Origin of the sequence: Spongiibacter pelagi, from assembly GCF_014705705.1 — a bacterium.
GTDB lineage: Bacteria > Pseudomonadota > Gammaproteobacteria > Pseudomonadales > Spongiibacteraceae > Spongiibacter > Spongiibacter pelagi.
On sequence record NZ_JACXLD010000001.1, the window covers coordinates 233089 to 256591 of the forward strand.

Here is a 23503-nt window from a genome sequence, read left to right on the forward strand (position 1 = left end):
GATCCGCTTTAAAAACCCAAGCTTGGGTACAAAGGGCTATTGCCATCCCAAATTTCCGGAGGTTGGCAATAGGGTAGTGGGGTTTCACCCGGCATAATCCACACCGGCGCAGCAAATGCGATGGGGCGGGCGCCATCGTAAACCCGAACAAAGGCGTAATACTTTACGGCTTTCACCGGCAAATTTCCAAGCAAGGTATTACCCGTCGATTCCAACAAAACTTCATTACCCGCGCCCACCAACTGAATACGCATGGCGCCTTCCAGCGCCCGATTTGGATTCACGCTAACACGAACGGGCAAGGAATCGCCTTGTGGACGACGCAAGCGTGCACCCATTGGCTCGCCATCAACAACGTATTCCAACTTCACGTGATTATATTCTTGTGCGACCGCATAGGTACGCCGCGCCAACATGGCTTCGCGTAAATCATCGAGCGCGACAGATCGAGCGACAAAAACCGTTTTGGGCAGGGAGCCACCACCCCAATCGGTGCCGTGATGGTCCTCGCTGCCAATCGGTGATAAGTGCCAACCCTTGTCTAGCGCATAGGCAAACCAACTGCCATTCGGGCCACCGCTATCGTATTCGCTGCCCTTGCCAAATACTTCGAGACCGACAACGCGATAATCCGCGCTATCAATATATCTGAAGTCGTTAAAGGTATAGGCTGGGTCGCCGAGGCCAAGATTTTGCAAAACGCCTTCAACAGCATCTTCCCGTCCGGGGTGATTGAACGACAACAAACCATCCGAACCGCCACCCAGCATGGCGGGCTGGGTAAACCACTCCCAGAACAAGGCCATGCTTACCGCATAACCGGGGCCGGTTTTGGCATTCACAAAATTGCGGGAGAAAAAGATATTGGCGTGACCAAAGCGATCCGAGGTCCATTCAAACCCGCGAATGCCCGTAAAACTGTTGGGCACAGTGGCACCCTCAGCCTGCTCTAAAGTGGAAACCCACTTGGTAAAGGCTTCCGTTTCGTAGCCCTCGCCAATAAGCAGATAACAGTAAAGCAATTGCTCAGGCGGGCATTCTCCATCGCCAACAGTTAACGGAATATTCAATGTGTCTGAATGGTCGGTCACGCCGACAAAATCAAATTCCCGCTCTTTAACCTGTTCATACACATCTTCTGGCCGCGTTAACAGGGTGCCATCGGAGTAGGCAGTATGCTCATGGAGCGAGCCGCGATAGTGCTCAAAAGTACTGCTATCAAAGGCTGGCGTGCAGTGATCCGCCGGCTCTTCCGGGCCGATTTGCTCCAACAAATAGCTTGGATCTGCCAGCGCAGACAGTACCGAAACACAATTCTCCCCAGGCGAGGTCAAGCAATCCACAATACTGTCACCGAGCAGATCGCCCAGTAGACAGTCGCTACTGAGCGGCGAGGTCGCGCAACTTTCGTAATAACTGGTATCAAATAAACTGGAGAGCGGATACAAGGGGCAGCCTTTTTGCAGCGGCTCGGTAACGCACACTTCTGGGCTGGGGTTTAAAACTTCTCTTGGTACGGCGCGAACAATAACGCTCCGATTATCCTGTGCGGCACCATCATCCAAAACCAATTCAAACTCGAAATCGGTTGCCTCCGTCACTTGCGGAATCACCACGCCAGCATCCGCCGTATTGGCGTTTTGTATCCCTGCGGCAGGGGCACCATTGTCGCGCTGTTGCCATAAATATGTCAGCGTGTCGCCGTCGGCATCCGTGCCCTGCGCGGAAAATGCGACTGACTCGGCATCATAAACCACACCGGGATCAGCGCTCACGCTGAGAATTTCCGGTTCGCTGTTCACCGAGGGCTGAACCGTTACCGTCAACTGATCTCGCGCCTCGGCACCTTGATCATCTACAACCTTAATTTCTACGATCAGGTTTTGCACCTGTGCCACATTCGGCGCTTTGAAATTGGCGGTGGCTGTGTCTGCGTTATTAATCAATACATCAGAAAATGGCGGTAATACTCGCCACTGATAAGACACAATGCTGCCATCAGCATCGCTGGCCAGTGCACTTAGCTCAACCACCCGGCGGCTCAAAACTTGTTTATCGCTACCCGCTGTCACGGCGGGCAATTGGTTCGCTAGGGTATTAAGGATGGTCACGCTAACCGTGTCACTTGCCACAAAGCCGCCGCTGTCCTCAGCGCTAACCGTAAACACCAACTCTGTCGGCGCCTCGACTTGAGGCAATTTCAAACTTAAGCCATTTTGGTCCGCCGCCCCATCAATCGCCGGAATACCAGAAACTTGCTCCCATTTAAGTTTGCGAATGGTACGACCCGCTTTGGCGCTGGTAGTGGCATAAAGTTGCTGCTGGCTGTTCTCAGGCCAACTGCGATCTTCCCCAGCATCAACAAGAGGAATTGATGTTGGAAAATCTGCGGGTAAAACGCTAATTCGCCGGCGTGCATCACCTAAATTTTCGCCACTGGTAGCGTCTGCAGAAAGATTCACAATTGCCGTTTCCGCCTGACTAACAGGTGGAGCGGTATAACTCAGGCGATTGCCACTGATCTCAATGTCCAGCAGTTGCAAATAATCCGGCGAAATTTCCCAAGTCCAAATTACCGAGCCATCCGTTGGCGCCGGGTAGCCGCGCAAACTCTGGCGCGAACCACTGGCCACCTCAAACTCACCCAGCATTCGAATACCCGTTTCTCGATCATCGGGCAGCTCGGTTTCAGAAACGCTGCTATCACCAGAACCACCACAGGCGGAAAGCAATAAAGGAAGACACAGAAAAACTGAGTGCAAGATACGGGAGGACACGGACAACTCCGGAAGCGGCAAATTCGGAAAGACCGTGTATTCTAGAGAGCAAAGATGACAGGCTTATTAAGGGGTATGATAAGCCCGTGTTTCTTAAGCCAATGTTTCTTAAGCCTTAGCTTCTGTTGGTTTTTTATACTATTTTATAAGCTTCAATACGCGCGGCTATTTAGCTTTTCGGTGTTTTTGTATCAGGTCGTAAGCCGCCTGAATTTCCTGTGCCTTCTCGGTGGCGATTTTAATCATATCCTCGGGCACACCCTTGGCGATCAGCTTATCTGGGTGATGCTGACTCATTAATTTGCGATAGGCTTTTTTCAGCTCGGGGGCGCTAATTGACTCGCTAACACCCAATGCTTGATAAGCCTCTTGGAGAGCATTTCGGCATGGTGCGCGCTGGCCGCCACTACCCTGACCATGAAAGTGCTGCTGGGCCGTCGCCATCTGCAATAAGCGTTGAAAGTCGCGCTCCGGCACACCTAAATAATGCGCAACTTTACCAAGAATGTCTGTTTCTGCAGGGTCTAGCTTGCCATCCGCAAGGGAGATACTGAGCAGGGCTTCCAACAGCATTTGCCGCATCAGCACCTGACGGCCACAGCGCTGTAAAAAACGCGACATCTCTGGCTCTAACGTAAAATCGGCGGCGCTGCCTTCTTTAAATAGGTTTATCGCTTGCTGGCGGCGCTCGTTTTGCAGCCCCAACTTGGCAATGATCGCTTCCGCTTGGGCGACTTCATCTTCACAAACTCGACCATCGGCCTTGGCAATATGCCCCATAACCCGGAAACAAGTTTCAAAAAACTGGGTCTGCAGCTCGGCTCTGGCGCCAGCGTAATCGAAACCCATCGCTTGCCCCAAGCCGCGATCAAAAAAATGTCCCGCCGCTAATCCCAGTAGTGCGAAGAGGGGGCCGCCCACTAAAAAACCCAACACCGCACCAATTAGCTTGCCCATGACTTCTCCCGGTTAAACACGTAGCGGGCCAGATCATAACAGTGGAACATGACAGCAACCACCCACACAGGCGAGGTGGGCATACCTACCGGCGGCACAAGCCTGTATAATTCGCTATTTTTTGCCAAATCAGATTTGACGGGAACACAGCGCATGGCTACCGCCACACCAACCGCCGATGTCAGCACTTTTCAAGGGCTGATTCTGGCACTGCAACAGTACTGGGCCCAACAGGGCTGCGTCATTCTTCAGCCCCTTGATATGGAAGTGGGCGCGGGCACCTTTCATCCCGCAACCTTTTTGCGCGCCATTGGCCCGGAAAACTGGAATGCCGCCTATGTTCAGCCCTGCCGCCGCCCCACCGATGGCCGCTACGGCGAAAACCCCAACCGCTTGCAGCACTACTATCAATTTCAGGTAGTAATGAAACCGTCGCCCTTGAATATCCAAGAGCTGTATTTAGATTCCCTGCGCATGTTGGGCATTGACCCCACGGTTCACGATATTCGCTTTGTGGAAGACAACTGGGAATCACCAACGCTGGGCGCTTGGGGTTTGGGCTGGGAAGTATGGCTCAACGGTATGGAGGTCACCCAGTTTACTTACTTCCAGCAAGTGGGCGGACTGGAGTGTTATCCGGTAACCGGCGAGATCACCTACGGTCTTGAGCGTATCGCCATGTACCTGCAGGGTGTGGACAGCATTTACGATTTGGTTTGGACCGAAGGCCCACAGGGCACGGTGACCTATGGCGATGTGTTCCATCAGAACGAAGTGGAAATGTCCCATTTTAATTTTGAAGAAGCCAATGTTGATCAACTGTTTGGCTACTTTGATCACTGTGAGTCGGAAAGCCAGCGCTTGATTGAAAAAGGCCTGCCATTACCCGCTTACGAAATGGTGATGAAAGCCTCTCACTCTTTTAACTTGCTGGATGCACGTCACGCAATTTCTGTGACCGAGCGTCAGCGTTTTATTTTGCGAGTACGAACCTTAGCCCGCGCTGTCGCCCAAGCTTATTTTGATGCCCGCGCAAAACTGGGCTTCCCCCTAGCGGAGCAACGCCTTCGCGACGAGGTTTTGGCCAGCATTGAGGAGGGCGCCAAATGAGCCGTCGCGATCTATTAATTGAAATTGGCACCGAAGAACTGCCACCAAAATCACTGGCTACCCTAAGTCAAGCATTCACTGACTTTATTGCTAATGCTTTGACCGAGCAGCAATTGGAAAATGAAGGCGTGCAAAGTTTTGCCAGTCCACGTCGCCTGGCGGTTCTGTTTAAACAACTGCAAGAACAAGCGCCCGAAAAAACCGTTGAGCAATGGGGGCCACCACTCAAGGTCGCATTAGATGCTGAGGGCAATCCCAGCAAAGCGGGTTTAGCTTTTGCAGAGAAAAACGGCATCAACCCGACCGAACTGAAAAACTTTAGCCGCAACGATGGCAAACAAGACAAATTATTTATCAGCAAAACCGAAGCGGGCGCAGAAACCAAATCGCAGCTTGTTTCAATTGTTAGTGGCGCACTTGCCGCACTGCCAATTGCCAAGCGTATGCGCTGGGGTGCCAGCCGCGAGCAGTTTGTACGCCCTGTTCACTGGGCAAGTATTATCTTTGGCGAAGAAGCTCTGCAAGGTGAAATAATGGGCCTTGCTCTTGGCAACACAACCCGCGGCCACCGCTTCCATAGCAGTGGCGAAATTGCGCTATCAAATGCCGCCGATTATGAATCCCTGCTAAAAGAGCAGGGCCGTGTTATTGCTTGTTTTAACACGCGCCGCGAGATGATTCGCCAACAAGTGATCGAACAAGGTAGCAAACTGGGCGGCACTGCCGTTATCGATGAAGACCTGTTAAACGAGGTTACGGCTCTGGTTGAGTGGCCTGTTGCTTTGTCTGGCCGTTTTGAAGAGCGCTTCTTGAAAGTCCCGGCGGAAGCCCTCGTTTCCTCCATGAAGGAACACCAAAAGTACTTTCATGTAGTCGACGCTAACGGATCGCTCATGCCGCACTTTATTACCGTGTCGAATATTGAGAGCAGCGACCCGCAACGGATTGTTGATGGCAATGAGCGCGTTATTCGCCCGCGTTTGAGCGATGCCGCCTTCTTCTTTGAAGTGGATTGTAAAACCACTCTGGAAGCCCGCCGCGAAAAACTTAAAACCGTGGTCTTCCAAGACAAGCTGGGCACTATTTACAACAAAACCGAACGCCTCGAAAAACTAGCCGCCTATCTCGCTGACAAGCTGGGCGTAGAAGCGGAGCAGCCAGTTCGCGCCGCCGCGCTGTGCAAGAGCGATCTCGTTAGTGAAATGGTGTTCGAGTTCGACGATATGCAAGGTATTGCCGGGCAGTATTACGCCCGCAATGATGGCGAAACCGAAGACGTTGCTCAGGCCATGCACGAGCAATATCTACCGGCATTTGCTGGGGATAAACTACCTGAAACCATGAGCGGCACCATTGTTGCGCTTGCCGATCGCCTCGATACCATCAGCGGCATTTTCGGTATTGGTCAGATTCCTACTGGATCAAAAGACCCCTTTGCTTTGCGTCGCGCCTCTTTAGGTGTGCTTCGGATTATTATCGAAAAAGATCTGCCACTGGATTTGAAAGAGCTTATCGAGACTGCTCTGCAACAACATCCAGGAATTTCTTCGAGCGTGGAATTACTCGACACCACCACTAACTACATTCTCGATCGCCTACAGGCTTGGTATGAGGATCAGGGGATCAGTGTAGAAATGTTCCGTGCGGTTTCTGCGCGCGGCATTACCGCACCCAGCGATTTTCACCGCCGTATTCTCGCTGTACAGAGCTTTAGCCAACTCGCCGAAGCTCAACCGCTCGCTGCCGCCAATAAGCGGGTTGGCAATATTCTTGAAAAATCTGATGCGGCTGATATCAGCGGCGAAATCGACAGCAAGTTGCTTGAGGCTGGTGCCGAACAGCAATTAGCCGATGCTATTTCTGCCAGCACCCAAGATATTGCACCGCTGCTTGAGGCCGGTGATTACCAGCAAGTGCTAACTCAGCTTTCGGTATTAAAAGAGCCTGTTGATCAATTTTTTGATCAGGTGATGGTAAACGCGGAAGATCCTGCGCTGCGCCAAAACCGTTTGCGCCTGCTAACCGCATTGCGCACCTTGTTCTTGGAAGTGGCGGATATTTCTCAACTGGTTCCGGCTAAAGATTAATTCCGCAAAACAACGGCGAGCGTTAAAGATGAAAAAATCGTGGTATGCATGTAGGTCACATCTATTTTTGTTTGGCCAAGTGCTTATCACTTTTTTCTTCAGTGTGACCGGTATTTTATTATCGCCGCTGCTTGGGCAGTACAATACCGGTCGCTATTTTGTGATTGGAAACTTTCTGATTATGAAATGGCTGCGCCTCTGCTGTGGTGTAAAGCTTGTTGTTGAAGGACAACTACCAACGCCAAACCATCCCTACGTCGTCATCGTAAATCACCAAAGCCAGTGGGAAACTTTTTTTCTACAGTGGTTTCTGTATCCCGTCGCCACCGTGTTAAAGAAGGAGCTGCTTTCAATTCCATTTTTTGGCCACGCACTTAAAACCATGCAAGCGATTGGCATTGATCGCAGCAAACCCCGCGAAGCGATTAAGCAAACCTTGGAGCAGGGCATTGACCGCCTTGATAAGGGCTACAACCTGCTGATTTTCCCTGAAGGCACACGCTCACCACATGGACAGCTTGGCAATTTTGCCCGCGGCGGAGCGAATATTGCGATTCGTGCCGAGAAAGCCATCATCCCTATCGCCCACAACGCGGGAAAATGCTGGCCATCAAAAAGCCGGATTATTTATCCCGGCACAGTTACCTTGGTGGTGGGGCAGCCGGTTGCTACGGCTGATCGTGACCCGAGAGCGATAACCCAAGAAATTCAAGACTGGATCGCGGAGCAGTGCCAACGAATCGGCTAATAAAAAAGCCGAGTGCAAGGCAACTCACACTCGGCTTTTGAGACTTGCTCTGGTCGTTTTTAAACGTCCAGATTCGCCACCTTCATCGCATTGGTTTCAATAAACTCACGGCGCGGTTCAACCTGATCACCCATCAAGGTGGTGAAAATCTGATCCGCGGCAATGGCATCTTCGATGGTGACTCGCAGCATCCGGCGGGCTTCAGGGTCCATGGTGGTTTCCCAAAGCTGATCCGGATTCATTTCACCCAAACCTTTATAGCGCTGGATATTAAAACCGCGCTCGGCTTGTGCCATTAACCAGACCATGACCTCGTCAAAATCCTGCACATCGTTGCGGCGTTCACCGCGCTGAATAAAGGCGCCTTCTTCTAGCAAGCCGTTGAGCTGCTCACCCAGTTCAACAATCGCCGCATAATCAGAGGACTTAAAGAAATCACGACCAAACTGATAGTGTGTACTTACACCGTGAGCGATAATTTCTACTTCCGGAATAAAGATATGCAGCTCCTGATCTTCCTTCAAACGCACATCATAACGCTGCTGAGGATCGCGAGCCTCAAGCTCTACTGTCGCCTCTGCCAGTGCTGCAGTCCATTTTTCAGTTACCGCTTTATCCGCTAACTCATCCACACTAAGAGTGGGCAAATAAACCATTTCTTTCAGCACTTTTGGCGGATAAATGCGGGAGAGGCGATTAATAACCGACTCTACCTTGCGGTATTTTTCTACCAAAGACTCAAGCCCTGCACCGGTAATTGGAGCCGCATCTGGATTCACAAAAAGCGCCGCATTATCCAAAGCACTCTGGGTAAGGTAAGACGCTAAGGCCGCCTCATCTTTCAGATACTGATGCTGTTTGCCGCGACCAATTTTGTACAGCGGTGGCTGAGCGATATATACATAACCGTTTTCAATAAGCTCTGGCATTTGCCGGAAGAAGAAGGTCAGCAATAGGGTGCGGATGTGCGAACCGTCAACGTCCGCATCGGTCATAATAATAATTTGGTGGTAGCGCAGTTTTTCTGGATTGAACTCGTCCTTACCAATACCGCAACCCAGCGCGGTAACAATAGTGCCAACCTCGGCAGAGGAGAGCATTTTGTCAAAGCGCGCCTTCTCAACGTTAAGAATTTTACCCTTCAGCGGCAGGATGGCTTGGGTGCGGCGGTCGCGACCTTGCTTTGCAGAACCGCCCGCAGAGTCACCCTCCACCAGGTAGAGTTCAGAAAGGGCAGGGTCTTTTTCCTGACAGTCCGCCAACTTTCCGGGCAGGCCAGCAATATCCAACGCACCTTTACGGCGAGTCATTTCGCGTGCTTTGCGTGCTGCCTCACGGGCGCGCGCCGCATCCAGCATCTTTTGAACAATTTGCCGCGCTTCGTTAGGGCTCTCCAGCAGGAAATCGCCAAATTTGGCGCCCATCGCCTGCTCAACAATCGTCTTCACTTCACTGGAAACCAGCTTGTCTTTGGTCTGAGAAGAGAACTTAGGATCAGGGACTTTTACAGAAATAACCGCCGTTAAACCTTCACGTGCATCATCACCTGTTGTGGCAATTTTGGCTTTTTTAGCCATGCCTTCACTTTCAATATAGTTGTTCAGGTTTCTGGTTAAACCGGCACGGAAACCAGCAAGGTGGGTGCCACCGTCACGCTGAGGGATGTTGTTGGTGTAGCAGTAGAGGTTTTCTTGGAAGCCATCATTCCACTGCAGGGCGACTTCCACCCCAACACCGTCTGCCTCAGTAACAAAGTGGAACACCTTGTTTACTGGGTTTTTGTTGTGGTTTAGGTATTCAACAAATGCAGACAAGCCGCCTTCGTAGCAAAAATTTTCCTTTTCGCCGCTGCGCTCATCAATCAGGTCAATATTGACGCCAGAGTTCAGGAAGGCCAGTTCCCGCAAACGCTTGGCCAAGTAATCAAAGTGAAACTCGATATTGGTAAAGGTTGCAGCGCTAGGCTTAAAACGAATCTCGGTGCCGCTGCGATCAGTCTCGCCAACCACGGACAGCGGGGCATCTGGCACACCATGGCGATAAATCTGCTCGTGAACCTTGCCGCCACGGCGGATTGTCAGCCGTAATTCTTCTGAAAGGGCATTAACTACCGAGACCCCTACACCGTGCAGACCGCCCGAAACCTTGTAGGTGTTGTCGTCGAACTTACCGCCAGCATGGAGCACCGTCATAATAACTTCTGCCGCAGACACACCTTCTTCGTGCATCTCAGTCGGGATACCCCGACCATCGTCAGATACCGATATCGACTCATCGGGATGGATAATAACTTGGATCTTTGAGCAGTGACCTGCCAGAGCTTCATCGATGGAGTTATCAACAACCTCAAACACCATGTGATGCAGACCGGTTCCGTCATCCGTATCACCAATGTACATGCCCGGACGCTTACGTACCGCGTCGAGTCCCTTCAGTACTTTGATACTACTGGAATCGTATTCTTTTTTTTCTTCGCTCATTACACACCTATATCTAGTGCAGATCCAACTTACTATTCTGTGGTTGCTACAGGATTTACTACCCCATGTTCCACGTGAAACCTTTTTATTTGCCGCCCCTGAAACCAGGAAGAGTCCAATTCTGATGGCTCAATAGACGTGGCAAAGACCTGTGAAGCCACATCTAAAATTTGCTCGATCAAGGCCGCTCGCCGGTATTGATCCAACTCAGCAGCAATGTCGTCTATCAGGAACACGCTATCGATATTGTGTTCCTCTTTTAGCCATTTAGCTTGTGCAATTTTAAGCGCACAAACCACGGTTTTTATCTGGCCTCTAGAGAGTCGCTCAGCAGCATCAACCCTACCGATCTTAAGCTTAACATCCGCTCGGTGTGGGCCAACTCGAGTAAAACCCTGTCGAACATCGCCCTCTAAAGCCTGAGATAGGGCCAGCTCAAAATCCGAAATCCCCTGATCCCAGCCGGGTTGATAATCCAGCTTTAACTCAGAAAAAGGATTCTCCGCCGCAGGCCTCTCACCATCATCAGCACCCAACACCGTGGATTCACCGAGGCGCTGGCATACCAAATCAAAAACCGGAGCTACAGCATTAAAGGAAGAGCGACGAATCTCATCCAATGTCTTGCCATGCCTCACCAGCTCCATCGACCACGGCTCTATTTCGGCACCCATTTTACCACGTCTTAGCAAGGCATTTCTCTGGGATAAGGCTTTTCTATACCTGCTCCAAGCCTCAAAAAAACCAGAATGTTTCACGTGAAACATTGGCCAGTCTAAAAACTGACGCCGATTACCGGGGCCACCCTCCAGCAAATCAAAACTATCTGGATTTATTAGCTGAACCGGAAGCAGACCCGCTAACTGACCAAAGCTTCGCACAGCTTCGCCAGACACTTTTACTAGAGACTTATCATCCAGGCTGCGCCTGACACCCAAGCTATAATCAGTCTCGCCAAGAGCACTGATTAGCCCCCGAACAATAAAATCCCGCTCACCCTCACGAATCACCAACTTGGTCTTGCGTGTGCGAAAGGAGCGCGTCATCGAAAGACTGTAGACAGCCTCAAGCACCGAGGTTTTACCACTGCCATTAAGGCCATGAATCAAATTAACAGGGCCCAAATCCGAAAGGCGAGCCTTGCTGATATTGCGAAAGTTGTGGATATCCAGACTATTAAGCTGCATTCGCGGGAGAGAGAAGAGGGCTTATCGAAATGAAAAGGGGGCAGAAAAGCCCCCACAAAATCAATTAAAGACGCATTGGCATCACAACGTACTGGCAATCACTTTGTTCTGACTCTTCAATAAGGGCAGAACTGTTAGCGTCGGACAGAGAAAATTTAACCGTCTCGCCATTAAGTGCAGAGAGAACATCCAGCAGATAGCTTACGTTAAAACCAATCTCCAAGCCGTCTCCTTGGTAATCAACCGCTACCGTTTCTTCAGCTTCTTCCTGCTCCGGGTTGTTGGCAATAATTTGAATATTGCCGCTACTCAGAGTCAGGCGGATACCCCGGTATTTTTCATTGGACAAAATCGCTGTACGCGCAAAAGCCTCTTTAAGTCCCGCACGAGAACCCAAAACGGTTTTGGTGCTTGAGCGAGGTAGTACCCGCTCATAGTCGGGGAATTTGCCATCAATCAATTTCGAGGTGAACGTGAAGTCAGGGGTAATCACTTGGATATGGTTATTACCTACCACCACTTCCGCCGTCTCGTCCTCATTCATCAGCAGGCGAGACAATTCAATAACGCCTTTACGCGGCAAAATCACCTGAGATTGATTGTCTACTGCAATCACATCACTGCTAAAAGTGGCCATCGCCAAACGGTGACCGTCAGTAGCCACTAGGCGTAAACGGCCATTGCTCAACTCAATCAACATACCGTTGAGGTAGTAACGAACATCTTGCTGAGCCATAGCAAAGCTGGTGCGTTCAATTAAACGCTTTAGATCACCCTGTTTGAGGGTAAAACGCTGACCACCCGCACCTTGCTCAACCGCAGGAAAATCACTGGCAGATAGCGTTGAAAGCTGGAAGCGGCTGCGTCCAGATTTGATCACCAGCTTTTGCTCATCGAGTTGAAAGTTAAGCTCAGCGCCATCTGGCAGCGCCTTACAGATATCAACCAGCTTTTTGGCTGGGACCGTGATTTCACCTTCTACCGAATCGGCAGACTCACTGACCGGCACACGACCGACAAGCTCAACTTCGAGATCGGTCCCCGTTAATGACAGGGTCTTTCCTTCAAGCACCAGCTGAACATTTGCAAGAATTGGCAAGGTTTGTCGACGCTCGACCACACCCGCAACTAGGTTCAAGGGTTTGATTAACACATCCCTAGAAATCGCAAATTTCATTCTGACATGATCCTTATTAGTAGCACGTTATAACTTATAAAAAGAGGGAATAACTTAAACTGTAACCATACCATTAGGTGGTCAACAGTCGAATCAAATTCTGATAATCCTCACGAATATCTGCGTCGCTCTCACGCAATTCTTTAATTTTTCGCGTGGCATGCAACACCGTGGTGTGATCTCTGCCGCCAAAGCCCTCACCAATCTCAGGCAGGCTGTGATTAGTCAGTTCTTTCGACAAGGCCATCGCGAGCTGTCGAGGCCGAGCCACCGAACGACTGCGGCGCTTTGACATCAGATCCGAGACCTTAATTTTGTAATATTCCGCTACGGTACGCTGAATATTATCGAGGTTAACCAGCTTATCTTGCAGAGCGAGCAAGTCTTTGAGGGATTCCTTGATTAGAGGAATATCGATGGGGCGGTTCATAAATCGCGAGCTTGCGATAACCCGCTTCAGCACCCCCTCAAGCTCGCGAACATTAGAACGCACACGCTGACCAATAAAGAAGGCGGCGTCTTCTGAGAGTTTTACCTTTTCCAGCTCGGCCTTTTTAAGCAGAATCGCCACCCGAGTTTCCAACTCCGGCGGCTCAACCGCAACCGTCAAGCCCCAACCAAACCGGGATTTGAGGCGCTCCTCCAGACCTTTAATTTCCTTCGGGTAGCGATCACAGGTCAGAATCATTTGCTGACCACCTTCAAGCAGGGCATTAAAGGTGTGGAAAAACTCTTCCTGTGAACGTTCTTTATTAGAGAAAAATTGAATATCATCAATCAATAGCGCATCAACACTGCGGTAGTAGCGCTTGAACTCATTTATCGCATTAAGTTGTAGCGCCTTAACCATATCAGCCACAAAACGCTCAGAATGCAGATAAACCACCTTGGCATTAGGGTTTTGTTGCAACAGGGAATTACCCACAGCGTGCATAAGGTGGGTTTTACCCAGACCGACACCACCATAAAGAAATAGTGGGTTATAGGCTCTACCGGGATTTTCAGCAACCTGACTCGCCGCCGCGCGAGCGAGTTGGTTTGATTTACCCTCAACAAAAGAGTCAAAGGTATAATTGGGTAGCAGCGCACTTTGCTGATGGCGAATAGCCCCTTCAACCTCAACCGCACGCTCGTTCACCGGCTTGGCCATATTTTCTGCAACTGGCCGATCCGTAGAGCGCTCAATGATGGGTGGAAAACTTGGTGATTCAATAATGGGAGCGGCGGGAGCAATATTATCCGCCGTTGCAACAGCGGTATTTGCTGCGGGTTGATTCAGCGTCGCTTCAAAGTGGCTTTTGGGCGTGCTGGCAATTTCCAGACGCACTTCGGGTCGCGATACCGGATCTACAGAAATCTCAGAAACGAGCTCTTGGATACGCGCCAGAAAACGATCACTTACCCAGTCACGAACAAAACGGTTTGGCGCTTCAAGGCAAATCACACCCTCAGCAGCTTGAAGTCGCAGCGGTCTGATCCACGTATTATATTGTTGCGAGGGCAGCTCATCCTGTAAGTAGGAAAGGCACTGTGCCCAGGTTGACTCAGACAAGCTCAACTCCGTTTTATAGCGTGATTATTTAGAGGATAACATTGGTGCAAGGTGGAGTATTTTACTCTTCGAGTCGAGAGTTATCCACAATTTTTATATTCCATTTAAAATGGAATTTTCTTTTTTATTCAATAAGATAAATCTTATTCTAGGACTTTCTGTTTGACAAGATGACATTATTATAAGCTGTGGATAAACCCCCATGAATTGCTGTGGATATCCTGTTTGTTAACTGTTCAGATAGTCACCGGCTTATGGTTTTAGCCAAGGGGATAGAAACAAACAATTCTCAAAATAAGCATTGGATAAAAAACCGCCAAAATTCTACGTGTTCTCGCGTTTTAGCATTGCCAATCGACGCCCGGTACTTTAAAATCCGCGATCCAATTTTCAGCTGTTCTTCTAAAGCGTGAATCGAGAAGTCTTGCTTCCTTTTATATAGGTAAGCAATAAACCACGCCCAAGAAGATCGCTATAGTTTCAATTTAAAAGTTGACCGGACACGATCATGAAAAGAACTTTTCAACCAAGCAATCTGAAGCGCGCTCGTACCCACGGTTTCCGTGCTCGCATGGCAACTAAAAACGGCCGCAAAGTTATCAACCGTCGCCGCGCCAAAGGCCGCGCTGTTCTGTCTGCTTAATTCAGACTGATAGCACCTTTTTGGAAGGGCGGTGACTTGTCGTTTCGATAAATCGCTGCGGCTTCTTAACGCGCAGGACTACCAGTCAGTTTTCGACAACTCGACGGTCAAGGTGTCCTGTGCGGAATTCCTTTTTCTTGCCCAGCAAAACCAGCTAGATCACCCGCGACTAGGCTTGGTTATCGCCAAGAAAAATGTTCGCCTCGCTGTTCAGCGCAATCGTCTCAAGCGAATTATTCGAGAAACTTTTCGACAAGAACAATCCCGCTTGCCCGCAATTGATGTTATTGTGCTCGCCAGACGCGGGGCAGACTCCTTGGAAAACCCCGAGCTACACCGCCAATTTCAACAACTTTGGCGTCAACTCGATAAGCGTGCAAAAAAACGTCTGGGGCTTTCGGAGGAATAATCACATGCAGCGCCTGCTTATCGCCTGCATACGTTTCTATCGCCATTGCATTAGTCCGCTAATGGCTCCGCACTGTCGTTTTTATCCCACTTGCTCACAATATGCGGTTGAAGCAATTCAACAACATGGCGCCGCGCGGGGATCGCTGTTGTCAGCAAAACGGCTGTGCAAATGCCACCCATTTCATCCCGGTGGCTACGACCCTGTTCCAGACGCTAAACCCACAAAATTAGAAACCCATACTCACCAGGCTTCTCAGCAATGATTGATTTCCAGCGTTACCTTCTTATTGCCGCCATTGCCGCACTTTCTTTAATGCTGTTAGTGGAATGGCGAAATTTTGAGTTAGAAAACTCAACGCCGTTATCGGCATCCGCTACCGTAGACACCAGCGCACAAAACCCAGCCGAACCCGCTGCGCTCACTAGCAATAATGAAGAGATGCCAAGCTTGCAGAGTGCATCTGCAGCATTACCTGATCCCGTAATGAAAAAGGCAAGCGAGCAATTAATCAGCCTTAGCAACGATGTGCTTAAACTGAAGATTGATCCTCGCGGCGGCGATATTGTTTATTCCGAGCTGGAAAAATTTGCCGCTGAACTACATTCGAAAGAGCGCTTTGTACTACTTGAAAACAATGGCCAGCGCAGCTTTATCGCCCAGAGCGGATTGATTGGTGACAATGCCACCGACACTGCCGAAGGTCGCCCGCTGTTTAGCGCCAACTCAAACAGCAAAACGCTGGAAGAGGGAAGTGATGAAGTGGTGCTGGATCTGCACTATGCCTATTCCGACAGCATTTCTATTATTAAGCGCTTTACTCTGAAACGCGGTGAATACCAGGTAAGAATGGACTATCTGGTAAACAACCTCAGCGATCAGCCCTTTAATGCAACCCTATTTACTCAGTTGCGCCGAGATAACAGCACAGACCCAGGTGCCAGTAATAATGGCGGCATGTTTGCCATGCACCCCTTCCTTGGCGTGGCCTATGCCTCAAATGATGATCTCTACAATAAGTTGAGATTTGAAAAAATGCGAGAGAAGCCCTTAAACCAAACGGTTAACGGTGGCTGGATCGCCATGGTACAACACTACTTTTTAAATGCTTGGGTGCCACAACAAGACAGCCAAAATCAGCTATCGACGGTTGTCACTCAACAAAGCATGAACATCGCCCGTATTACCCAGCCCGGCTTTAGCGTTGCTGCAGGAAGTCAAGGCGGCGCATCCGCTATTTTGTACAGCGGCCCCAAAGACCAATACCGCTTAGAAGAGATTGCACCCGGCCTAGACCTGAGTGTGGATTACGGTTGGTTGTGGTGGATCGCTCAACCTATTTTCTGGTTGCTGGTTAAATTGCACGGTTTCTTGGGTAACTGGGGTCTATCGATCATCGCCGTTACCGTTCTGGTTAAAGCACTATTTTTCCAGCTCAATGCCAAGGCCTTTACCTCTATGGCAAACATGCGCCGTGTTCAACCCAAGCTGGTTGAATTGCGCGAGCGCTACGCCAACGACAAACAAAAACAGTCCCAGGCCATGATGGAGCTGTACAAAAAAGAGAAAATCAACCCGGTGGGTGGGTGCTTGCCCATGGTGGTACAAATGCCGGTATTTATTTCTTTGTATTGGGTATTAATGGAAAGCGTCGAATTGCGCCACTCGCCCTTTATGCTGTGGATTCACGATTTGTCATCCATGGATCCGTATTTTGTGTTGCCCTTAATTATGGGTACTACAATGTTCTTCCAGCAAAAACTGAATCCGCCGCCACCAGATCCAATGCAAGCCAAAGTAATGCAATGGATGCCGGTTATCTTTACCTTCTTCTTCCTGTTCTTCCCAGCAGGTTTGGTACTGTACTGGGTTGTGAACAACAGCTTGTCGATTCTGCAGCAATACATTATTTCCAAGCGAATCGAAAAAAGCGGCTTACCTACTCGCTGATCCTGAATGGACTCAACGGACACCATCGCCGCCATTGCGACACCACCGGGTAAAGGTGGTGTCGGCATTGTCCGGGTTTCCGGCCCAGCTTGCGGCTTGATTGCTGAACAAGTTCTTAGCAAAACCCTAACGCCTCGATATGCTCACTACGGCAATTTCTATGAACATGTCGCAGGGCAAAAAGCGGTTCTCGATCAAGGCATCGCTATTTATTTTCCCGGCCCCCATTCCTTTACCGGCGAAGATGTTTTGGAATTACAGGGTCACGGCGGCCCGGTACTGCTAGATTGTTTGCTGCGCGAAGTTATTGCCACGGGTGCAAGAATGGCCCGCCCCGGCGAATTTTCAGAGCGTGCTTTTTTAAATAATAAAATTGATTTGGCTCAGGCTGAGGCCATTGCTGACCTAATTGATAGCGCTTCCGAACAGGCCGCCAGACAAGCCATGCGCTCACTGCAAGGCGAGTTTAGCGACAAAATTAATGAGCTTGTTGAAGCTGTTACTGTACTTCGCATCTATGTTGAAGCGGCTATTGATTTCCCTGAAGAAGAAATTGATTTTATCAGCGACGGCCGTATTCAAAACGATCTCGCCTCGATAAAAGAAAAATTACAGCGGGTATTTCAATCTTCAAAACAAGGCAGTTTGCTGCGCGAAGGTATGACCGTGGTTATTGCCGGTAAACCCAATGCCGGTAAATCCAGCCTGCTAAATGCGCTTGCCGGACGAGAGTCCGCCATTGTTACCGATATCGCCGGAACCACGCGAGATGTCTTGCGCGAAAATATCCTAATCGATGGTATGCCACTGCATATTATTGATACCGCTGGACTTAGAGACAGTGATGACCCCGTAGAACAAGAGGGTATCCGCCGCGCCTGGCAGGAAATCAATAATGCTGATCGCGTGGTTCTTTTAGTCGACAGCAATACCGAAAAACAGGACATCACGGTTCCTGAAGACTTTAAACCGTTTCTATCTACTAACCGACTTACGGTTATCTTTAATAAAATCGATTTATCTGGGGAAATCTGCCGAGAAGAACAGGGCGAATATCCAAGCCTATATCTTTCCGCCAAAACCCAGGAAGGTATCGAGCTGTTACGGCAACATTTAAAAGAAGCGGTTGGATTTAAAGAAAGCGACTCCTGTTTTATCGCCAGACGTCGGCATATCGATGCCCTAGAAAAAGCGATGCACCACCTCTATACCGGTGAGCAGCAGTTACTTGAGTTTCAAGCGGGTGAACTATTAGCAGAGGAATTGCGGCTGGTTCAAGAGAACTTGTCTGAAATAACAGGAGCGTTCAGTTCAGACGAACTATTAGGAAGAATATTTTCCAGTTTTTGTATCGGAAAATAATTCGTTTAGAAATAACGGATAATCTTTATGAAAAACCTTCGCGCCAGCTTGCTATCAAGCTGCTTGGTCTTTTCTTGTAGTCTGTCGCTCAGTAACACCAGCTATGCCCAATTGTGGGAAGAAGAAACTCTACCCATCGTTTTAACTGCGGTTCGACTAAAACAGGATCGCAGCGAAGTTCCTGCCAGCGTCAGTATTATTGATAGACGAATGATTGATGCTTCAGGTATTCGCAAAATACCGGAATTATTTCGATTGATTCCCGGCACCATGGTCGGTGCCCGCGACGGTTGGAATTATGTGGTTAGCTATCATGGCACTAACTACCGCGACTCGCGCCGTATGCAGGTATTGATCGATGGTCGCTCAGTCTATCAACCGGGCCTGTCTACAATCGATTGGAATGATCTGCCAATCACCATTGAAGATATTGAACGCATTGAGATCGTTCGCGGCCCATCTTCGGCCAGCTACGGTGCCAACGCTTTTTTGGGTGTGATCAATATTATTACTCGGCATCCCGCCGATACCGAAACCATTCATGTGCTAGCAAAAAAAGGCAGTGGTAATACAGAAGATTATCGACTTGCCCATTCAGGTTCACTCAACGAAGGAAATTATCGCGTTACTGTTGCCAGCCGAAGAGATGATGGTTTTGACAGAAAAGCCAGTGGTGAAGATCGCCGCGACAGCGACAAAACCAAGCTAATAAATGTTCGCTACGATAAAAATTTAAAAAACAGCGCGCTGCAATTATCTGCAGGCTACAAAAACGGCGACATTACCGACGATATTAATGATCCGTGGATCACACCCATGGACACTGAAACCACGGATATCTCCGCATCTGCAAAACTGTCTTGGGATTTAAGCGATACACACCAGCAGCACTTCCGAGTGGATTTTGCCGAGCAGGAATCCCTGCGTGAACTTACCGCACTTATTCCGGCGGCGTTTATTGACCTGCCACTTTATCCAGCTGCAGTGGTACTTGCTGATACCAATGAGGACCAACTCACTCGGCGCTATGATATTGAGTTTCAAGATACCAAAATCTGGAACTCAAAATTAAAAACGGTATCCGGTATTCATTTTCAACAAGATGAAGTGGAATCTGATACCTACTACGACGGTAAAGTCGATAATTTAGGTTCTCAGATTTTTGCCAGCGCAGAATATAAATGGACCGATAAGCTGACTTCTACAACCGGCTTTTTTTGGGAAAACCAAGAAATTTCCGGCAGCTACTTATCACCCAGAACCGCCATCAATTATCACATTGATAAAAACCACAGCCTGAGAGCAGTGTATTCCGCCGGTTATCGCACTCCAGACTTATTGGAAACCTCTGTCGATTGGCAGTACTACGCCTACAATGTGAGGCAAACCGATGGCACAACTATTCCAGGCATGACCAGCGGACGTTTCGATTGCCCCATACAATCCAACAAAGGTCTAAAAGCCGAAGAAATTCGCTCCCAAGAGCTGGGCTACTACGGTAATTTCCAACAATACGGCTTACAAGTTGATGTAAAAATCTATAAAGATCGATTGAAAAAATTGATCTCAGACACATTAACCTGTGACCGCGGTTCACCCTTTAATTCCAACTATTTAGATCTGCAAGGCGCTGAAATTGAAGTGGATTACCGGCCCAATCCGCAGTGGATGTTTCGTGCAAATTACGCCTATGTGGATTCAGAAACGAATCACCATACCGAGAAAACATTTACCCCCAGAAATATCGCCAGCCTATTGGCTTCTTATGCTTTGACAGATAGCACCAGCCTCTCTTACGCTAGGTATTACACGGAAAAAATTCCACATCCCAATAGAAACACCACTTTTTCACGTAGTGATATCAAACTGAGTCAAACCTTTACGTGGAATAGACACCATGCTGAACTCGCTTACATAATGCGACTCAGGCATGAGGAAAACAGCGAGTTATTAAACGACAACCGTTACAATGATCAATCTCGGCATTTGATCACCCTCAGTTATTACTACTGATCAAAGGCTTGCGCTGAGAGAGACAGAAACCAAGAGCCAGGATGGATTCTTGAATACGCTTAGACGGATATTATTAGTTTGTGCGTTTCTGCTGGCTGCCAAGCCGGCAGTCGTATTTGCTGTGCAAGTCGATTTGGTATTGCCCGCAGAAAATACCGAACTTCTGAAACTCGCTGATCAAATCAAACAAAGCGATTTATACACCGTTACCACTTACATCAAGCAAGCACCGGAAACCAATCGCGGTGATATTCTGGTTTTCATTTCAGATAATTTGATTCAATTATCCCAGCTTGAATATCCGGCAATTTTTGGCGTGTACATCGATAAAAGCTTATATCGGAATAATCAAAAACCAAATTTTACTGCCGTTTACAGCCAACAGGCTTTTATAAGACAACTCAAGCTCATTCAAATACTGTCAAACAACAAGCCCACTATTGTTGGCTTTCCGTTTTTTAATTCCGAATATCGCGATCGCGTAAAAAAAATCGAAGCTAAATTTCCCACTCTGGATATTCGCTATGAAGCGGTCACTGATGAAGATCAAAACCGGAAAATAAATGCCCTTATTCAAGAAGTGGATTACCTGCTAAGCAGTGCTGAAGTTGAAATTTATAATCAAAAAACAATCCGATCCTTGCTACTTAGTAGCTACCGACACCGCACCAAAGTTATTGGCCCCAATATCAGTTTTGTTAAAGCCGGTGCATTAGCAACCGTAAGCTCCAACAGCCAACAATACGCCGCGACCGTTGTGCAAATATTGGAAAAGTATCTTCAAGATAAGGTCTTACCCGAAGCCACCTACCCCAGTGAATACAGTATAAAAATTAACAAAAATGTGGCGTTCTCTCTCGGTGTGGGAGAGTTAGACGAACAAGAAATCCTAGAAGAAATGGGGAGTGAAAAATGAAAAGCACCCCTATTTTTGGTAAACAAACTCTGCTTACGCAAATTTTGCTGGTGAGCTTGCTGCCTATTTTGTTCTTATTTTTTAGTCTCTACATCTATACCGTTTCTGGCAGGCTCAGTGATGGTAAAAAACATCAACAGGAAATCACTCAAGGCATCGCCGATAATATTGCCGCTATTAGTGAACTCGCCTTTATCAGTGAAGACACCACTCAACTTAATGCAATCTTAGCGTCATCACTGCATAACGATATTATTTCAATCACTCTCAAAGACCGCGATGGTAATTTCGTTCTTGATTTGAAAAACCCAGCTCGACTGGGCGAGCCAAGCTTGAATGCCAGCAGTGTAGTTATACAACAATCCACTCCACTGGAAGATCCCATTACTGGCCAGATCATTGTCGATGATGATGTTCCCCTGAGCTTGGGTAATGTCACTGTTAGCCGTTCACTAAAAAGCTATCTGCAACAGCGCCAAGAAATTATTCGCACCTCCTTTACCATTGGGGTAATCGGCGCCTTGTTTGGTATTTGGCTGGCCTGGTTAGCCAGCCGAAAACTCAGTCGACCGCTAAAAGAAATGAAGCAGGTTACTTCTGAGATCTCCCAGGGAAAAGAAGGCTCACGCTTACACACCAAGGTTTCGGGTGAGTTGTTAGAACTAAGCGATCACATAAACGACATGGCAGAGAACATTGAAAAGCAACGCCATGAATTAAAGCTGTACATTGAAGAAGTTGAACAAGCCAGACTAGAAGCCGAACAAGCTAACCAAGCCAAAAGCCAATTCTTAGCAAATATGACCCATGAGCTTCGCACCCCAATGAATGGCGCGCTCGGGATGATGCAGCTGCTCGAAGATACCCCATTAAATGAAGAACAGCGTGAATTTCTCACCCACGCGAAACATTCCAGCCAACACCTGTTAGCGATTGTGAATGAAATTCTTGATTTCTCGCAGATAGAAAAGGCCAAGCTCAAAGTTCAATACGACTACTTTAATGTCAAAACCTGTATTGAAGGCTTAATGCCACCTCTATTCGTGCAGGCCAGCGCAAAAGGCATTGGCTTGCGTTGGGAAGCAAGCGAACTTTTTGATCACTGGCTGATATACAGCGACCAGACTCGACTTCGCCAGATTTTGATCAACTTAATCAGCAATGCGATTAAGTTCACTCAAGAGGGGATTGTTAAGCTAAACCTAAAGGGCACAGAGGTTGGCGAAAACAGGATTCAGATTGAACTGCAGATCAGTGATACCGGAATAGGTATTCCGGAAAATGAGCAGAATAGCGTCTTTGAATTATTTCAGCAGGCCGATAATGCTTCGCAAAATGCCACCGCCGGTTCCGGACTGGGCTTAGCCATAGTCAAAAAACTCTGCGAAGCCCTACAAATTGATTTGGCCATGAGCAGCCAGCTTGGAAAAGGCACACAATTCAGCCTTTATTGGGAAACCAAAGCATTAACCGTACCCCATCGGCTAGAGAGCATTGAAGAGGGTAGTGCCGAGGAGCTGAACGACCTTAGGGGCTGCAAAGCCTTGGTTGTCGAAGATAATCCGGTAAATCAGTTGCTTGTCTCCAATGCCTTACAGCGCTGGGGAATGAGCGTAATCACAGCAAATCACGGCCAGCAAGCCATTGAGCAACTCACCGAGCATTCCGTAGATATTATTCTGATGGATCTGCGTATGCCGGTTATGGATGGATTGGAAGCCACTCGCATTATCCGCTCCAAGGGCTTAAATACTCCTATTATTGCCCTCACCGCCAACACCTTAGCTGAAGAGCGCCAACACTGTCTTGAAAGCGGGATGAACCAGTTTCTTTCCAAGCCAGTAAGCTTATTGAAATTACGTAATACCATTGCCAATTTGCTGCCTTCGCAACGCTAATGCCAGCAGTAGCAAGCTGGGGATAACACGTCGACATCCTCTCTATAGTCTGCTGAGAAGACCAAGAGTTATCCCCACTTCTCCACAGTTAAAAACCGAGCTGCACTTATCCCCAATACACTACACCGGTTTTTGACGTCTTAATCACAGACTTCAACGGGGTCTTTCCAAGGGACTATCCACATATAAAAATCAATGTATTTCATGCAGTTAAGTTAGTTATTCACAGAATATGGC

Annotated in this window: 17 protein-coding genes; 11 read left to right on the forward strand and 6 right to left on the reverse strand. The window is 48.5% G+C overall.

Annotated elements, in window-relative coordinates; all coding sequences use genetic code 11:
* Positions 1-8: 8 nt before the first annotated feature.
* Together IB286_RS01135 and djlA are read right to left on the reverse strand one after the other, a co-directional pair.
* Positions 9-2777, reverse strand: a complete 2769-nt coding sequence (locus IB286_RS01135; RefSeq protein WP_190761823.1) for a PKD domain-containing protein — start codon at positions 2775-2777, stop codon at positions 9-11.
* 165 nt (positions 2778-2942) lie between these two features.
* Complete coding sequence (gene djlA / locus IB286_RS01140; RefSeq protein ID WP_190761824.1) at positions 2943-3734, reverse strand: co-chaperone DjlA; 792 nt, start codon at positions 3732-3734, stop codon at positions 2943-2945.
* A gap of 153 nt (positions 3735-3887) precedes the next feature.
* Between djlA and glyQ the strand changes: the two genes are divergently transcribed.
* The 3 genes from glyQ (at position 3888) to IB286_RS01155 (ending at position 7679) form a co-directional block, all read left to right on the forward strand.
* Positions 3888-4844 carry a glycine--tRNA ligase subunit alpha gene (gene glyQ / locus IB286_RS01145; RefSeq protein WP_190762666.1) on the forward strand — a complete coding sequence of 319 codons (957 nt, stop codon included), beginning with the start codon at positions 3888-3890 and terminating at the stop codon, positions 4842-4844.
* The gene (glyS, locus tag IB286_RS01150) at positions 4841-6931 is read left to right on the forward strand and encodes a glycine--tRNA ligase subunit beta (RefSeq protein WP_190761825.1); all 2091 of its coding nucleotides are present in this window, start codon (positions 4841-4843) and stop codon (positions 6929-6931) included. The genes glyQ and glyS overlap by 4 nt, the downstream gene beginning before the upstream one ends.
* A gap of 79 nt (positions 6932-7010) precedes the next feature.
* A complete protein-coding gene (locus IB286_RS01155; protein ID WP_190761826.1) occupies positions 7011-7679 on the forward strand; it encodes a lysophospholipid acyltransferase family protein in 669 nt (222 codons plus the stop codon).
* 59 nt (positions 7680-7738) lie between these two features.
* On the opposite strand, the gene gyrB is transcribed toward IB286_RS01155, so the two are convergent.
* The 4 genes from gyrB to dnaA all read right to left on the reverse strand — a co-directional run bounded on the left by gyrB (position 7739) and on the right by dnaA (position 14081).
* Positions 7739-10159 (reverse strand): DNA topoisomerase (ATP-hydrolyzing) subunit B, encoded by a 2421-nt coding sequence (gyrB, locus tag IB286_RS01160; RefSeq protein WP_190761827.1) that lies wholly within the window; start codon positions 10157-10159, stop codon positions 7739-7741.
* A 32-nt stretch (positions 10160-10191) separates the two neighbouring features.
* The gene (gene recF / locus IB286_RS01165) at positions 10192-11346 is read right to left on the reverse strand and encodes a DNA replication/repair protein RecF (RefSeq protein WP_190761828.1); all 1155 of its coding nucleotides are present in this window, start codon (positions 11344-11346) and stop codon (positions 10192-10194) included.
* A gap of 64 nt (positions 11347-11410) precedes the next feature.
* Positions 11411-12523, reverse strand: a complete 1113-nt coding sequence (gene dnaN, locus IB286_RS01170) for a DNA polymerase III subunit beta (protein ID WP_190761829.1) — start codon at positions 12521-12523, stop codon at positions 11411-11413.
* A gap of 73 nt (positions 12524-12596) precedes the next feature.
* On the reverse strand, positions 12597-14081 hold the full coding sequence (gene dnaA / locus IB286_RS01175; RefSeq protein WP_398284560.1) for a chromosomal replication initiator protein DnaA: 1485 nt from the start codon (positions 14079-14081) through the stop codon (positions 12597-12599).
* Between the two features lie 502 nt (positions 14082-14583).
* Between dnaA and rpmH the strand changes: the two genes are divergently transcribed.
* From rpmH to IB286_RS01215, 8 genes are all read left to right on the forward strand, one after another.
* Positions 14584-14718: a 50S ribosomal protein L34 gene (gene rpmH, locus IB286_RS01180; RefSeq protein ID WP_190761831.1), complete on the forward strand. Its 135-nt coding sequence runs from the start codon at positions 14584-14586 to the stop codon at positions 14716-14718.
* A gap of 31 nt (positions 14719-14749) precedes the next feature.
* Entirely contained in the window at positions 14750-15127 is a 378-nt protein-coding gene (rnpA, locus tag IB286_RS01185) for a ribonuclease P protein component (protein ID WP_317889675.1), read from the forward strand.
* Between the two features lie 4 nt (positions 15128-15131).
* A complete protein-coding gene (gene yidD / locus IB286_RS01190) occupies positions 15132-15392 on the forward strand; it encodes a membrane protein insertion efficiency factor YidD (protein ID WP_223826035.1) in 261 nt (86 codons plus the stop codon).
* Positions 15389-17077 carry a membrane protein insertase YidC gene (gene yidC, locus IB286_RS01195; protein WP_223826036.1) on the forward strand — a complete coding sequence of 563 codons (1689 nt, stop codon included), beginning with the start codon at positions 15389-15391 and terminating at the stop codon, positions 17075-17077. The genes yidD and yidC overlap by 4 nt, the downstream gene beginning before the upstream one ends.
* Positions 17078-17083: 6 nt before the next feature.
* Positions 17084-18439, forward strand: coding sequence for a tRNA uridine-5-carboxymethylaminomethyl(34) synthesis GTPase MnmE (gene mnmE / locus IB286_RS01200; RefSeq protein WP_190761833.1), 1356 nt, complete (start codon positions 17084-17086; stop codon positions 18437-18439).
* Between the two features lie 27 nt (positions 18440-18466).
* Positions 18467-20452 carry a TonB-dependent receptor plug domain-containing protein gene (locus IB286_RS01205; RefSeq protein ID WP_190761834.1) on the forward strand — a complete coding sequence of 662 codons (1986 nt, stop codon included), beginning with the start codon at positions 18467-18469 and terminating at the stop codon, positions 20450-20452.
* Between the two features lie 121 nt (positions 20453-20573).
* Positions 20574-21368 carry a hypothetical protein gene (locus IB286_RS01210; RefSeq protein WP_190761835.1) on the forward strand — a complete coding sequence of 265 codons (795 nt, stop codon included), beginning with the start codon at positions 20574-20576 and terminating at the stop codon, positions 21366-21368.
* Positions 21365-23266, forward strand: coding sequence for a response regulator (locus tag IB286_RS01215; protein ID WP_190761836.1), 1902 nt, complete (start codon positions 21365-21367; stop codon positions 23264-23266). The genes IB286_RS01210 and IB286_RS01215 overlap by 4 nt, the downstream gene beginning before the upstream one ends.
* Positions 23267-23503 lie beyond the last annotated feature (237 nt).